12 protein-coding genes are annotated in these 15823 nt (G+C 50.6%); all 12 read left to right on the forward strand.

What is annotated here, in order from left to right:
- Nucleotides 1-326 precede the first annotated feature (326 nt).
- Entirely contained in the window at nt 327-701 is a 375-nt protein-coding gene (secE, locus tag ACFOE0_RS02940) for a preprotein translocase subunit SecE (protein WP_115139176.1), read from the forward strand.
- Between the two features lie 8 nt (nt 702-709).
- The gene (gene nusG, locus ACFOE0_RS02945) at nt 710-1261 is read left to right on the forward strand and encodes a transcription termination/antitermination protein NusG (RefSeq protein WP_115139177.1); all 552 of its coding nucleotides are present in this window, start codon (nt 710-712) and stop codon (nt 1259-1261) included.
- 125 nt (nt 1262-1386) lie between these two features.
- Nucleotides 1387-1815: a 50S ribosomal protein L11 gene (gene rplK, locus ACFOE0_RS02950; RefSeq protein ID WP_248937904.1), complete on the forward strand. Its 429-nt coding sequence runs from the start codon at nt 1387-1389 to the stop codon at nt 1813-1815.
- Between the two features lie 4 nt (nt 1816-1819).
- On the forward strand, nt 1820-2521 hold the full coding sequence (gene rplA, locus ACFOE0_RS02955) for a 50S ribosomal protein L1 (RefSeq protein ID WP_248937903.1): 702 nt from the start codon (nt 1820-1822) through the stop codon (nt 2519-2521).
- Between the two features lie 258 nt (nt 2522-2779).
- The gene (gene rplJ, locus ACFOE0_RS02960; protein WP_115139180.1) at nt 2780-3277 is read left to right on the forward strand and encodes a 50S ribosomal protein L10; all 498 of its coding nucleotides are present in this window, start codon (nt 2780-2782) and stop codon (nt 3275-3277) included.
- A 54-nt stretch (nt 3278-3331) separates the two neighbouring features.
- Nucleotides 3332-3700 (forward strand): 50S ribosomal protein L7/L12, encoded by a 369-nt coding sequence (gene rplL, locus ACFOE0_RS02965; RefSeq protein ID WP_248937902.1) that lies wholly within the window; start codon nt 3332-3334, stop codon nt 3698-3700.
- A 242-nt stretch (nt 3701-3942) separates the two neighbouring features.
- On the forward strand, nt 3943-7971 hold the full coding sequence (gene rpoB, locus ACFOE0_RS02970; RefSeq protein WP_248937901.1) for a DNA-directed RNA polymerase subunit beta: 4029 nt from the start codon (nt 3943-3945) through the stop codon (nt 7969-7971).
- Between the two features lie 81 nt (nt 7972-8052).
- Nucleotides 8053-12267 carry a DNA-directed RNA polymerase subunit beta' gene (gene rpoC / locus ACFOE0_RS02975; RefSeq protein WP_248937900.1) on the forward strand — a complete coding sequence of 1405 codons (4215 nt, stop codon included), beginning with the start codon at nt 8053-8055 and terminating at the stop codon, nt 12265-12267.
- Nucleotides 12268-12446: 179 nt separating this feature from the next.
- Nucleotides 12447-12821, forward strand: coding sequence for a 30S ribosomal protein S12 (rpsL, locus tag ACFOE0_RS02980; RefSeq protein WP_115139184.1), 375 nt, complete (start codon nt 12447-12449; stop codon nt 12819-12821).
- Between the two features lie 79 nt (nt 12822-12900).
- Complete coding sequence (gene rpsG, locus ACFOE0_RS02985; RefSeq protein WP_115139185.1) at nt 12901-13371, forward strand: 30S ribosomal protein S7; 471 nt, start codon at nt 12901-12903, stop codon at nt 13369-13371.
- Between the two features lie 75 nt (nt 13372-13446).
- Complete coding sequence (fusA, locus tag ACFOE0_RS02990; protein WP_248937898.1) at nt 13447-15543, forward strand: elongation factor G; 2097 nt, start codon at nt 13447-13449, stop codon at nt 15541-15543.
- Between the two features lie 91 nt (nt 15544-15634).
- Nucleotides 15635-15823 (forward strand): GTP-binding protein (locus ACFOE0_RS02995; RefSeq protein ID WP_380711367.1); only part of this gene is annotated, 189 nt, incomplete at its 3' end.

Here is a 15823-nt window from a genome sequence, read left to right on the forward strand (position 1 = left end):
AGATCCACGAATAATTTCGTGTCTTAATGACAAACCTGAAAAGGGAAGCTTCGGCTTCCCTTTTTTGTTTTTGTACGATCCCCCTCGGCATCAATTTCAAACCGGCGCAGGAAATATTTGATTTTGCCCTGTGTGCTGGCGCGGCCACCTTGCTTAGTAAGCTGATTAAGAATACAATCTATGGCCGATTTTTGACCCCTGAGCTTTTGCAGTTTGTGCATCAAGGGTGAATTCGGAAAACGAATTTGCCTGTTTGGGCTGTATTAAAGGCTTCGAGTATACTTGGTGACTCAAGCTCAGGTCGTAATGAGTAACGGAATTAACCGATGACAACGAATACTGAAAACCAGGGTAACTCTCTGGATATGGTGAAGTGGGGTCTGGCTTTCATTTTGCTGGCCGCTGCTGTTATTGGCAACCAGATGTACAGCGAAGAAGTTAGCGTGCTGGTGCGTGCAATTGCTGTAGTGGTTGCGTTTGCTCTGGCGGGCTTTATCGCGCTGCAGACAGCCAAAGGCAAGCAGGCACTGGCATTTGCCCGTGAGTCGCAAATTGAAGTACGTAAAGTGGTTTGGCCGACTCGTCAGGAAGCGCTGAACACCACCTTTATCGTGCTGGCTGCTACCGGTATTCTGGCTGTGATCCTGTGGGGCTTGGACGCAGTGCTGCTGCGAATTGTCAACTTCATTACTGGCGTATAGGCACCCGAATGACTGAAGCGAAAGAAGCTAAAAAGAGATGGTATGTAGTACAGGCTTTCTCCGGCTATGAAGGCCGCGTATGCAAGTCTCTGCTTGAACATATCAAAATGCATGAAATGGAACATTACTTCGGTGAAGTACTGGTTCCAACTGAAGAAGTAGTTGAAATGCGTGCCGGCCAGCGTCGCAAGAGCGAGCGCAAGTTCTTCCCTGGCTATGTTCTGGTTCAGATGGAAATGAACGATGAAAGCTGGCACCTGGTTAAAAGCATCCCTCGCGTGATGGGTTTCATCGGCGGTACTTCTGACCGTCCAGCACCTATCTCTGATCGCGAAGCTGAAGCTATCCTGCAGCGTCTGCAGGAAACCACAGAGTCTCCGACTCACCGCGTAATGTTCGAACCAGGTGAAGTGGTTCGCGTTACTGAAGGTCCATTTGCTGACTTTAACGGTACCGTTGAAGAAGTGGATTATGAAAAGAGCCGCGTCAAGGTTTCTGTCATGATCTTCGGCCGCTCTACCCCGGTAGAACTGGACTTTGGTCAGGTTGAAAAAAGCTGATTAAAAAAAGCACAAGATCTGTTTGGAATCGGCTGTGGGTTAATATATAATCCGCAGCCGTTGTTTTCGGGGAGCCACTGACATTCCGTCGGTAGCGTTTGTACCCATACTTGAGGAAATTGCTCATGGCAAAGAAAATTGAAGCTTACATCAAGCTGCAGGTTGCAGCTGGTGCTGCTAACCCGTCTCCACCAGTAGGTCCAGCTCTGGGTCAGAAAGGTGTGAACATCATGGAATTCTGTAAGGCGTTCAACGCTCGTACTGAAAAGTTCGAGAAAGGCATGCCGATTCCAGTTGTAATCACTGTTTACAACGATCGTTCTTTCACTTTCGAAACCAAGACTCCTCCAGCATCATTCCTGCTGCTGAAGGCCGCTGGTCTGAAGTCCGGCTCTAGCCGTCCTAACACTGACAAAGTGGGTACTATCAAGCGTGCTCAGGTTCTGGAAATTGCAGAAACCAAAGCAGCTGACATGACTGGTTCTGACATTGATGCGATGGCTCGCTCAATCGAAGGTACTGCACGTTCCATGGGTTTGGTAGTAGAGGACTAATACAATGGCTAAGCTGACTAAACGCATGCGCGTAATCCGCGAAAAAGTAGACGTGACCAAGAGCTACGAAATCAACGAAGCTGTTGCTCTGCTGAAAGAACTGGCTACCGCTAAGTTCGTTGAGAGTGTTGACGTTGCAGTTAACCTGGGCGTAGATCCTCGTAAATCTGACCAGAACGTACGTGGTGCAACTGTACTGCCTCACGGTACTGGCCGCGAAGTTCGTGTTGCTGTGTTCACCCAGGGTGCAAACGCAGAAGCTGCTAAAGAAGCAGGCGCTGAACTGGTAGGTATGGAAGATCTGGCTGAGCAGGTTAAAGCTGGCGAAATGAACTTCGACGTAGTTATTGCTTCTCCTGATGCAATGCGCGTTGTTGGTATGCTGGGTCAAATCCTGGGCCCACGTGGTCTGATGCCTAACCCTAAGACCGGTACTGTAACTCCTAACGTTGCTGAAGCAGTTAAGAACGCTAAAGCTGGTCAGGTTCGTTACCGTAACGACAAGAACGGTATCATCCACACCACTATCGGTAAGGTTGATTTCGAACCAGCTCAACTGAAAGAAAACCTGGAAGCTCTGCTGTCTGCGCTGAAAAAAGCCAAGCCAGCTGCTGCCAAGGGCCAGTACGTCAAGAAAGTAACCATCTCCACCACTATGGGTGCAGGTGTAGCTGTTGACCAGAACACTCTGGAAACTGCTAACTAATTTACAAGGTGCGCGCCTTAGCGTATAATGCGCGCACTTTGTCGGGTTGAAGTCTGTTTTTTGCTCAAGGGCATAACAGACTTCCGTCCAAGACCGCAGGTGTAAATCATTAGATTCACTTAATTTCCTGCGTAGACGGTGTCAGGCCCCAGTTATGATTTTTTCTACTGGAAATCTGCGCCGTACGTCACTGAGCACATAAGTGCTTGGTAGGTAATTTCCGGGAATTATCCCGGGTAGAATCCAGGAGTATAGCCAATGGCATTAAGACTCGAAGACAAGAAAGCGATTGTTGCTGAAGTCAACGAAGCTGCCAAAGGTGCACTGTCTGCAGTAGTTGCCGATTCTCGCGGTGTTACTGTAGGCGCTATGACCGCCCTGCGCAAAACTGCCCGTGCTAACGGTGTATACGTAAAAGTTGTACGTAACACTCTGGCTCGTCGTGCAGTTGAAGGTACCTCTTTTGAGTGCCTTGGCGAGGTGTTCACTGGCCCAACTTTGATTGCTTTCTCTAACGAGCACCCAGGTGCCGCAGCACGTCTGTTGAAAGACTTTGCTAAAGAGCAAGACAAATTCGAAGTTAAAGGTGCAGCTTTCGAAGGGGAATTTATCCCTGCAGCACAGATCGATCGTTTGGCGAAACTGCCAACTTACGAAGAAGCACTGGCACAGCTGATGATGACTCTGAAAGAGGCATCTGCTGGCAAGTTCGTTCGTACTCTGGCCGCTCTGCGCGATCAAAAAGAAGCCGCTTAATTATAAGCTGGCTGCTTGAAATAATTGAATTCAGAACAATAGGAAATATTTCTTATGTCTATCACTAAAGACCAAATCTTAGAAGCCTTTGCAGCTATGTCTGTAATGGAAGTTGTTGAACTGATCGAAGCTATGGAAGAGAAGTTCGGTGTTTCTGCTGCTGCTGCAGTAGTAGCTGGCGGTGCTGATGCAGGCGCTGCTGCTGAAGAAAAGACCGAGTTCGACGTAGTTATGACTGGTCACGGCGACAACAAAGTAGCTGTTATTAAAGCTCTGCGTGGCGCTACCGGCCTGGGCCTGAAAGAAGCCAAAGCTATGGCTGAATCTGCTCCAGTAGCTGTTAAAGAAGGTATCTCTAAAGAAGAAGCTGAAGCTCTGAAGAAAGATCTGGAAGAAGCTGGCGCTCAGGTAGAGATCAAGTAAGCTATTATTTAGCTTGCAAAAACACCTGAGCAATCAGGTGGAGGCTGGCGGTTTTTTGACCGTCGGCCTTTTTTGCGCTGTAGGCGTTGGCGATTTTTTCACCGTTTGTCGCCAAGTGTTTTAGCAGTCCCTAGCAGTGATTAATGGTTAGGTTCTTGCCATCAACGGTGATGGGCAAACGTGCTGGTACAACTACTCCGGTTGCATCAGTTCTGGTCTTATCTCGCAAGCAGAGGAAACCCATGGTTTACTCCTATTCTGAAAAGAAGCGTATTCGTAAAGACTTCGGTAAGCGTCCTCGCGTTCTGGACATTCCTTACCTGTTGTCTATTCAGTTAGACTCTTTCAAAACTTTCATCGATCAAGACCCTACCGGTGAGCGTGGCTTAGAAGCTGCTTTCCGTAGCGTGTTTCCCATCAAGAGCTTTTCCGGCAACTCTGAGCTGCAGTATGTCAGCTACAAGCTGGGCGAGCCTGTCTTTGATGTGAAAGAGTGTCAGATCCGCGGTGTAACTTACTCCGCTCCACTGCGCGTTAAGCTGCGCATGGTGCTGTACGACCGTGAAGCTGCACCTGGTACAGTTAAAGACATTAAAGAGCAAGAAGTCTACATGGGGGATATCCCTCTGATGACTGAAAACGGTACTTTTGTGATCAATGGTACCGAGCGTGTAATTGTGTCTCAGTTGCACCGTAGCCCTGGTGTGTTCTTCGACCACGACCGTGGTAAGACTCACTCTTCAGGTAAAGTGCTGTATAACGCACGTATTATTCCTTACCGTGGTTCATGGCTGGACTTCGAGTTCGATCCAAAGGACGCTCTGTTCGTTCGTATCGACCGTCGTCGTAAACTGCCGGCCACTATCATCCTGCGCGCGATGGATTTCTCTACTCAGGAGATCCTGGACACCTTTTTCGACCGCATTACTTTCAAAGTTAAGAAAGACTCGCTGGTTATGGAATTGGTGCCTGAGCGTCTGCGTGGTGAAACTGCCAGCTTTGACATCAAAGACAGTGAAGGCACTCTGCTGGTCGAAAAAGGCCGTCGCATTACTGCCCGTCATATTCGTCAGCTGGAAAAAACCAATACTACTGAGCTGGAAGTTCCAGTTGAGTACATCATTGGTAAAGTATCTGCACAGGATTATATCGATCCTGATACCGGTGAAGTACTGGTTAGCGCCAACAGCGAACTGAGCCTGGAAACCCTGGCCCAGCTGTCTCTGGCCGGCATCAAAGAAGTATCCACTCTGTACATCAACGAGCTGGATCACGGTGCTTATATCTCCGACACTCTGCGTATTGATACCACGACTAACCGTCTGGAAGCTCTGGTTGAAATCTACCGCATGATGCGTCCTGGTGAGCCGCCAACCAAAGATGCTGCCGAAGCGCTGTTCCAAAACCTGTTCTTCAGCGATGAGCGTTATGACCTGTCTAAAGTAGGTCGTATGAAGTTCAACCGCCGTCTGGAAATCCCGGATGAAGAAGGTACCGGTGTACTGAGCCAGGATGACATTGTTGCAGTAATGCGCAAGATCATCGAAATCCGTAACGGTAACGACGAAGTGGACGATATCGACCACCTGGGTAACCGTCGTATTCGTTCAGTTGGTGAGATGGCTGAGAACCAGTTCCGTGTAGGTCTGGTACGTGTTGAGCGTGCAGTTCGTGAGCGTCTGTCTCTGGGCGACCTGAACGAGCTGATGCCTCAGGATCTGATCAACGCCAAGCCAATTTCTGCGGCAGTAAAAGAGTTCTTTGGCTCTTCTCAGCTGTCTCAGTTTATGGACCAGAACAACCCACTGTCTGAAGTAACCCACAAGCGTCGTATTTCGGCACTGGGTCCAGGCGGTCTGACCCGTGAGCGTGCCGGCTTCGAAGTTCGAGACGTACACCCAACTCACTACGGTCGTCTGTGTCCAATTGAGACCCCTGAAGGTCCAAACATTGGTCTGATTAACTCTCTGGCAACCTTCGCCCGCACTAACTCTTACGGTTTCCTGGAAACACCATACCGTAAAGTGGTCGACGGTCAGGTTACTGAAGAGGTTGAATACCTGTCTGCCATCGAAGAAGGCCGCTACGTTGTAGCACAGGCTAACATCGCACTGGACAGCGAAGGTCGTATTCTGGATGAGCAGGTTGCTTGTCGTCACAAAGGTGAATCCACCTTTATGCGCGCTGCCGACATTCAGTATATGGACGTATCGCCACAGCAGATTATTTCTGTTGCAGCATCTTTGATTCCGTTCCTGGAACACGACGATGCTAACCGTGCATTGATGGGTGCGAACATGCAACGTCAGGCTGTACCGACTCTGAAAGCTGATAAGCCTCTGGTTGGTACCGGTATTGAACGTGCACTGGCTGTTGACTCCGGCGTAGTTGTTGCTGCCAAGCGTGGCGGTGTAATCGACTATGTTGATGCCAGCCGTATCGTGGTTAAGGTTAACGAAGATGAGCTGACACCAGGCGAAGCCGGTATCGACATCTACAACCTGACCAAGTACACACGCTCTAACCAGAACACCTGTATTAACCAGCGTCCATGCTGCTCAGTAGGTGATCCTATTGTTCGTGGCGACGTACTGGCTGACGGTCCATCCACTGACCTGGGTGACCTGGCGCTGGGTCAGAACATGCGTATCGCATTTATGACCTGGAACGGTTACAACTTCGAAGACTCGATTTTGATCTCCGAGCGCGTAGCGCAGGAAGACCGTTTCACCACCATCCACATTCAGGAACTGTCTTGTATCGCTCGTGATACCAAGCTGGGTTCTGAAGAGATCACTGCTGACATCCCTAACGTAGGTGAGTCTGCTCTGTCCAAGCTGGACGAGTCAGGTATCGTTTACATCGGTGCAGAAGTGAAGGGTGGCGACATCCTGGTTGGTAAGGTAACTCCTAAGGGCGAAACTCAGCTGACTCCAGAAGAGAAACTGCTTCGTGCCATCTTCGGTGAGAAAGCGTCTGACGTTAAAGACAGCTCTCTGCGTGTACCTAACTCTGTGAAGGGTACCGTAATCGACGTTCAGGTATTTACCCGTGACGGCGTTGAGAAAGACAAGCGCGCGCTGGAAATCGAAGAGATGCATATCGCTCAGGCTCGTAAGGACCTGACCGAAGAGTTCAAGATCCTGGAAGAGGGTATCTTTGGCCGTGCCCGTAACCTGCTGGTGAACGCCGGTTACAGCGAAGCACAGCTGGCAGAAATCTCTCGTAAGGATTACCTGACTCAGGCTATCGACGATGAAACCAAGCAGACTGAACTTGAACAGTTGGCTGAACAGCACGAAGAGCTGAAAGCTGACTTCGACAAGAAGTTTGAAATCAAGCGTCGTAAGATCACCCAGGGTGATGATCTGGCTCCAGGCGTACTGAAGATCGTTAAGGTTTACCTGGCGGTTAAGCGTACTATCCAGCCTGGTGACAAGATGGCGGGTCGTCACGGTAACAAGGGTGTTATCTCCAAGATCTGTCCTATCGAAGATATGCCATACGATGAGCAGGGTAACCCTGTAGACATCGTACTGAACCCACTGGGTGTACCATCCCGTATGAACATCGGTCAGGTACTGGAAGTTCACCTGGGTGCTGCAGCCAAGGGTATCGGTAACCGCATCCAGAGCATGCTGGAAGAGCAGCGTGAACTGGCTGAACTGCGTGGTTACATCAAGCAGGCATATGAGCTGGGTGAATCTCAGCAGAAAGTCGATATCGACTCTTTCACCGACGAAGAAGTACTGCGTCTGGCCAAGCACCTGAAAGAAGGTCTGCCGGTTGCAACTCCTGCGTTTGACGGTGCCAAAGAGAAAGAGATCAAGCAGATGCTTGAACTTGCTGGCTTGCCAACTTCTGGCCAGCTGAAGCTGTTTGATGGTCGTACCGGTAACGAATTTGAGCGTGCAGTAACTGTAGGTTACATGTACATGCTCAAACTGAACCACCTGGTGGATGACAAGATGCACGCCCGTTCTACCGGTTCGTACAGCTTGGTTACCCAGCAGCCTCTGGGCGGTAAAGCTCAGTTCGGTGGTCAGCGTTTCGGTGAGATGGAAGTGTGGGCACTGGAGGCGTATGGCGCAGCTTATACCCTGCAGGAAATGCTCACAGTGAAGTCGGACGATGTGAACGGTCGTACCCAGATGTATAAGAACATCGTGGACGGCAACCATCAGATGCAGCCTGGCATGCCAGAGTCCTTCAACGTATTGCTGAAAGAAATCCGCTCACTCGGTATCAATATCGAGCTGGACGAAGAGTAATACGGGCCAAGGCCTCGTTGGTAACAGAATCGGTGCTCCGCGCGAGCGGGGCACCCGGTTTAACTCCTTCAGGAGAGAAACGTGAAAGACTTATTAAAGTTTCTGAAACAGCAAAGTAAGACCGAAGAGTTTAACGGCATCAAAATTGGTCTGGCATCGCCTGATCTGATCCGCTCTTGGTCATTTGGTGAAGTTAAGAAGCCTGAGACCATTAACTACCGTACTTTCAAGCCTGAGCGTGAAGGTTTGTTCTGTGCGCGTATCTTTGGTCCTGTAAAAGACTATGAGTGTCTGTGCGGTAAGTACAAGCGTCTTAAGCACCGTGGTGTGATCTGTGAGAAGTGTGGTGTAGAAGTTACCCAGACTAAAGTACGTCGTGAGCGTATGGGTCACATTGAACTGGCGAGCCCTGTGGCTCACATCTGGTTCCTCAAGTCACTGCCGTCCCGTATCGGTTTGATGCTGGATATGACGCTGCGTGATATCGAGCGTGTACTGTACTTCGAATCTTTCGTAGTTATCGAGCCAGGCATGACCAGCCTGGAGCGCGGTCAGATGCTGACCGAAGAGAACTACCTGGATGCACTGGAAGAGTACGGTGACGAGTTCGAAGCCAAGATGGGTGCTGAAGCGGTTATGGAACTGCTGAAAGCTATCGATCTGGAAAAAGAAATCGAACAGATGCGTGAAGAGTTGCCATCTATCAACTCTGAAACCCGTCGCAAGAAAGTAACCAAGCGCCTGAAGCTGATGGAAGCTTTCTACAACTCCGGCAACAAGCCAGAGTGGATGATCCTGAAAGTGCTGCCAGTACTGCCACCGGACCTGCGTCCTCTGGTACCACTGGACGGCGGCCGCTTCGCGACTTCAGATCTGAACGATCTGTATCGCCGTGTGATCAACCGTAACAACCGTCTGAAGCGTCTGCTGGATCTGGCTGCGCCTGACATCATCGTACGTAACGAAAAGCGTATGCTGCAGGAATCTGTAGATGCGCTGTTGGATAATGGTCGTCGTGGCCGCGCCATCACTGGCTCCAACAAGCGTCCGCTGAAGTCTCTGGCCGACATGATCAAAGGTAAGCAGGGTCGTTTCCGTCAGAACCTGCTGGGTAAGCGCGTAGACTACTCTGGCCGTTCGGTAATTACCGTAGGTCCTACTCTGCGTCTGCATCAGTGTGGTCTGCCTAAGAAGATGGCACTGGAACTGTTCAAGCCATTCATTTATGGCAAGCTGGAAGGTCGTGGCCTGGCTACCACCATTAAAGCTGCCAAGAAGATGGTAGAGCGTGAAGTGGCGGAAGTATGGGACGTTCTGGACGAAGTGATCCGCGAACATCCGGTACTGCTGAACCGTGCACCAACACTGCACCGTCTGGGTATCCAGGCGTTTGAACCAGTACTGATCGAAGGTAAAGCGATTCAACTGCACCCATTGGTGTGTGCGGCGTACAACGCTGACTTCGACGGTGACCAGATGGCTGTTCACGTACCGCTGACTCTGGAAGCCCAGCTGGAAGCCCGTGCGTTGATGATGTCTACCAACAACATCCTGTCTCCAGCGAACGGTGAGCCAATTATCGTTCCTTCTCAGGACGTTGTTTTGGGTCTGTACTACCTGAGCCGTGAGTGCATCAACGGTAAAGGTGAGGCGATGGCGTTCGAATCTGTGGCTGAAGCTGAAAAGGCTTACCGCACAGGTGCTGCCGAGCTGCACGCTCGTGTGAAAGTACGCATCACTGAGACCAAGATCGACGACAACGGCGAGCGCACTAAAGTACGCCGTATCGTAGACACCACAGTAGGCCGTGCTCTGCTGTCCAACATCCTGCCAGCCGGTCTGTCTTTCGACCTGGTGAACCAGGATATGGGCAAGAAGCAGATCTCCAAGCTGCTGAACACCTGTTACCGTCAGCTGGGTCTGAAAGATACTGTTATCTTTGCTGACCAACTGATGTATACCGGTTTCCAATACGCGACCATTTCAGGTGCCTCTGTAGGTATCAACGATATGGAAATCCCAGAGCTGAAGTACAGCCTGGTGAAAGAAGCGGAAGAGGAAGTACTGGAGATCCAGGAACAGTTCCAGTCTGGTCTGGTAACTGCTGGTGAGCGCTATAACAAGGTGATCGATATCTGGGCCCGGACCAACGAAAAAGTGTCCAAGGCCATGATGGAAAACCTGTCTACCGAAGCCGTTATCAACCGTGACGGTGTGGAAGAGAAGCAGAAGTCCTTCAACAGCATCTTTATGATGGCCGACTCAGGCGCTCGTGGTAGTGCTGCTCAGATCCGTCAGTTGGCGGGTATGCGTGGTCTGATGGCCAAGCCCGACGGCTCCATCATCGAGACGCCAATTGTGGCGAACTTCCGTGAAGGTCTGAACGTACTTCAGTACTTTATCTCTACCCACGGTGCTCGTAAGGGTCTGGCGGATACCGCACTGAAGACAGCTAACTCCGGTTACCTGACTCGTCGTCTGGTAGACGTTGCCCAGGATCTGGTTATCGTTGAAGACGATTGTGGCGCGACCGAAGGTCTGACCATGAAGCCGCTGATTGAAGGTGGTGACGTTGTTGAGCCGCTGCGTGAGCGTGTACTGGGTCGTGTGGTTGCAGAAGACGTATTCTACCCAGGTACTGAAGAAGTGCTGGCTCCACGTAACACTCTGCTTGACGAAGCATGGTGTGACAAGTTGGAAGAACACAGTGTTGACGAAGTGCAGGTGCGCTCAGTTATTACCTGTGAAACCGACTTCGGTGTGTGTGCCAAGTGTTACGGCCGTGACCTGGCCCGTGGTCACATCATCAACATGGGTGAGGCTATCGGTGTAGTCGCTGCTCAGTCGATTGGTGAACCAGGTACCCAGCTGACGATGCGTACGTTCCACATCGGTGGTGCGGCATCCCGAGCGTCTGCCGAGAACAATGTTCAGGTGAAGACCGACGGTACGCTGAAGCTGCATAACGCTAAGCATGTAACCAACTCTGACGGCAAGCTGGTCATCGTATCCCGTTCTTCTGAACTGGCGATTATCGACGAAATGGGCCGTGAGAAAGAGCGCTACAAGGTGCCTTACGGTACTGTTCTGAGCACTCTGGAAGACGAAGCGGTTAAGTCTGGTCAGATCATCGCGAACTGGGATCCACACACTCACCCAATCATCACTGAGGTGGCGGGTTATGTGAAGTTCCAGGACATGATCGACGGCGTGACCATGACCACCCAAACCGACGAGTTGACAGGTCTGTCTTCTATCGTGGTTCTGGATGTGGGTCAGCGTACTTCTGCCGGTAAAGAGATGCGTCCGATGATTCGTCTGGTAGACGAAAACGGTAACGATCTGATGATCCCTGGCACAGACGTTCCTGCGCAGTACTTCCTGCCTGGTAACTCGATTGTGAACCTGGCTGACAACGCGACTATCCGAGTGGGTGACGCACTGGCTCGTATTCCTCAGGAATCGTCCAAGACCCGCGATATTACCGGTGGTCTGCCACGAGTTGCTGACCTCTTTGAAGCGCGTAAGCCAAAAGAGCCTGCAATTCTGGCCGAAATCAGCGGTACCATCTCCTTCGGTAAAGAAACCAAAGGTAAGCGTCGTCTGGTAATCACTCCTGCGGAAGGCGGCAACGCTTACGAAGAGATGATTCCTAAGTGGCGTAACCTGAACGTGTTCGAAGGTGAAAAGGTTGAGCGTGGCGAAGTTATTGCCGACGGTCCAGAAGCCGCTCACGACATTCTGCGTCTGCGTGGTATCCACCATGTAGCCAACTACATCGTGAACGAAGTACAGGACGTTTACCGTCTGCAGGGCGTGAAGATTAACGACAAGCACATTGAAGTTATCATCCGTCAGATGCTGCGTAAGTGCATCATCACTGAAGCCGGTGATTCCGAGTTCCTGGAAGGCGAACAGGCTGAAGTGGCTCGCGTGAAGATTGCTAACCGTGAGCTGGAAGCTCAGGGTAAGATGCCTGCCAAGTTCGAACGCGAACTGCTGGGTATTACCAAAGCGTCTCTGGCGACTGAGTCCTTCATCTCTGCTGCCTCGTTCCAGGAAACCACTCGCGTACTGACTGAAGCTGCAGTTGGTGGTAAGAGTGACAACCTGCGCGGTCTGAAAGAGAACGTGATTGTGGGTCGTCTGATCCCAGCCGGTACCGGTTATGCTTACCATAACCAGCGCAATCAGAAGCGCGGCACTGTCGAGTCTGAAGAAGTTCAGACCATCAGCGCCAGCGAAGCTGAGCAGAACCTGGCTGACCTGCTGAACATGACCAGCACTCAGGACTAACTGCCAAGTTAGTTATAAAAAGGCGCCAAAGGCGCCTTTTTTATTGTATAGAGAGGCAAAAGTTGGCTATTTCTTGACAGTCATGCATTACCTTTCTAAAATTCCGCGTCCCACCATAGTGGGATTAGATTTTTCACACCCATTTGTTGAGCTAGATTCAACTAATTTGGAGCTATTACATGGCAACTGTTAACCAGTTGGTACGTAAGCCACGTGCAGCCAAAGTCGAAAAGACTAACGTTCCTGCACTGGAAGCGTGCCCACAGAAGCGTGGTGTTTGTACTCGTGTGTACACTACCACTCCTAAGAAACCAAACTCTGCACTGCGTAAAGTAGCTCGTGTGCGTTTGACCAACGGTTTTGAAGTTACTTCATACATCGGCGGTGAAGGCCACAACCTGCAAGAGCACAGTGTTATCCTGATCCGTGGCGGTCGTGTTAAAGACTTGCCAGGTGTGCGTTATCACACCGTTCGTGGTGCTCTGGACTGTGCTGGCGTGACTACTCGTCGCCAAGGCCGTTCTAAGTACGGTGCTAAGCGTCCTAAGTCTTAATGGTTTCCCGTTAAGTAAGGCCAAGCTAAAAATTTGTAATTCCAGTTTTGGAAATACCTGAAGCATACGGAGAATTGTTATGCCAAGACGTCGCGTAGTAGGACAACGTAAAATCCTACCTGATCCAAAGTTCAACAGTGAGTTGCTGGCTAAGTTCATCAACGTCATTATGCAGGACGGCAAAAAGTCTACTGCTGAAAAAATTATCTACAAAGCTCTGGATGTAATCGCTGAAAAGAAAAGCGAAGACCATCTGGTTCTGTTGGAAGCAGCCCTGGACAACGTACGCCCATCAGTTGAGGTGAAATCTCGCCGCGTTGGTGGTTCTACTTACCAGGTACCATGTGAAGTTCGTCCAGTTCGTCGTAACGCTCTGGCGATGCGTTGGTTGGTTGAAGCTGCTCGCAAGCGTGGTGAAAAATCTATGGCTCTGCGCCTGGCAGGTGAACTGCTGGATGCATCCGAAAACAAAGGCACTGCAGTGAAGAAGCGTGAAGACGTTCACCGCATGGCCGAAGCAAACAAAGCGTTTGCTCATTACCGCTGGTAATAAAATTGGCGTGGGCTTCGGCCCACGCCTCTATGTTGTTTCCGGGCGATACATCCCGGGTAAGAGGGTAGAATCGTGGCTCGCACAACTCCAATTGAGCGCTACCGTAATATCGGTATCTGTGCTCATGTTGACGCTGGTAAAACCACCACAACTGAACGCGTTCTGTTTTACACTGGTCTGTCTCATAAAATCGGTGAAGTGCACGATGGTGCAGCAACAACCGACTGGATGGTGCAAGAGCAGGAACGTGGTATCACAATTACTTCCGCTGCCGTAACCACTTTCTGGCGAGGCATGGATGCGCAGTTCACTGAACACCGCATCAACATCATCGATACTCCAGGACACGTAGACTTCACTATTGAAGTAGAACGTTCTCTGCGCGTATTGGACGGTGCAGTAGTGGTATTTTGTGGCTCCTCTGGCGTAGAACCACAGTCTGAAACCGTATGGCGTCAAGCCGACAAGTACGGTGTTCCTCGCATGGTGTTCGTCAACAAGATGGACCGTGCCGGCGCTGATTTCGACCGCGTGGTTGATCAGATCCGCAACCGTCTGGGTGCCACCTGTGTACCTATTCAGTTGAACATAGGTGCAGAAGACGCATTTAAAGGCGTTATCGACCTGATCAAGATGAAGGCAATTAACTGGAACGAAGCGGACCAGGGCATGACCTTCTCTTACGAAGAAATTCCTGCAGACTTGGCTGATAAAGCAGCTGAGATGCGTGAGTACCTGGTAGAAGCAGCCGCTGAAGCCTCTGAAGAGTTGATGGAGAAATACCTGGAAGAGGGTGATCTGTCCGAAGAGGAAATCAAGAAGGCACTGCGCCAGCGTACCATTAACAACGAAATCGTACTGGCCACTTGTGGTAGTGCGTTTAAGAACAAGGGTGTTCAGGCAGTACTGGATGCTGTTGTTGAATTCCTGCCTGCGCCTGTTGATGTACCTGCGATTAAAGGTATCGACGAGAAAGAGAATGAAGTTGAGCGTGAGTCCGACGACAACGCACCTTTCTCTGCGCTGGCGTTCAAGATTGCGACCGACCCATTCGTGGGTACACTGACCTTTATCCGTGTTTATTCCGGCGTGCTGGAATCCGGTGCAGCAGTGTACAACTCGGTTAAAGGCAAGCGTGAGCGTATTGGCCGTATCGTACAGATGCATGCCAACGACCGTAAAGAGCTGAAAGAAGTTCGTGCCGGTGATATCGCCGCTGCCATTGGTCTGAAAGATGTGACCACAGGTGACACCCTGTGTGATACAGACAACAAGGTTATTCTGGAGCGTATGGAGTTCCCTGAGCCGGTAATTACTATCGCCGTGGAACCACGTTCTAAAGCCGACCAGGAAAAGATGGGTATCGCACTGCAAAAGCTGGCTGCTGAAGATCCATCCTTCCGTGTAGAGACTGACGAAGAATCGGGCCAGACCCTGATCTCCGGTATGGGCGAACTGCACCTGGACATCATCGTAGACCGTATGCGTCGCGAGTTCAGCGTAGAGTGCAACGTAGGTAAGCCTCAGGTTGCCTACCGTGAAACCATCCGCTCCGCCGTGGAAGTGGAAGGTAAGTTCGTACGTCAGTCCGGTGGTCGTGGTCAGTTTGGTCACGTATGGCTGAAACTGGAGCCAAATGAAGAAGGCGCCGGTTATGAATTCGTCAACGAAATCGTAGGTGGTGTGGTTCCTCGCGAATACATCCCTGCCGTTGACAAAGGTATCCAGGAGCAGATGAAGAACGGTGTTCTCGCTGGCTTCCCTGTTCTGGACGTGAAGGTCACTCTGTTTGACGGTTCATATCACGATGTGGACTCAAACGAGATGGCGTTCAAGGTTGCAGGTTCTATGGGCTTCAAGAAGGGTGCGCTACAAGCCAGCCCTGTGTTGCTCGAACCTTGCATGAAAGTAGAAGTCACTACACCAGAAGATTACATGGGTGACGTAGTAGGTGATCTGAACCGTCGTCGTGGTCTTATCGAAGGTATGGATGACGGCGTGGCCGGCATCAAGATTATTCGAACTGTAGTGCCTTTGGCTGAAATGTTTGGTTATGCGACTGATTTGCGCTCCGCAACTCAGGGTCGTGCCTCATACTCCATGGAGTTTTTGAAGTACGCTGAAGCACCACAAAACATTGCTAAAGCAGTTATCGACGCGAGAAGCTAGATTTTCAGCACGACGCTGGTATAACTGTTAATTTGTTTGATATTGGTCGGTTCCCCCGAGCCGGCCTCTCTCGAAAAGAAAGGAACATATCGTGGCTAAAGAGAAATTTGAACGTAGCAAACCGCACGTAAACGTGGGTACCATTGGTCACGTTGACCATGGTAAAACTACCCTGACCGCAGCTATCTCTACCGTACTGTCAAAAGTATACGGTGGTGAAGCTAAAGACTTCGCATCTATCGATAACGCTCCAGAAGAGCGTGAGCGTGGTATTACCATC

Origin of the sequence: Shewanella submarina, assembly GCF_042646185.1 — a bacterium.
Taxonomy (GTDB): Bacteria; Pseudomonadota; Gammaproteobacteria; order Enterobacterales; family Shewanellaceae; genus Shewanella; species Shewanella corallii.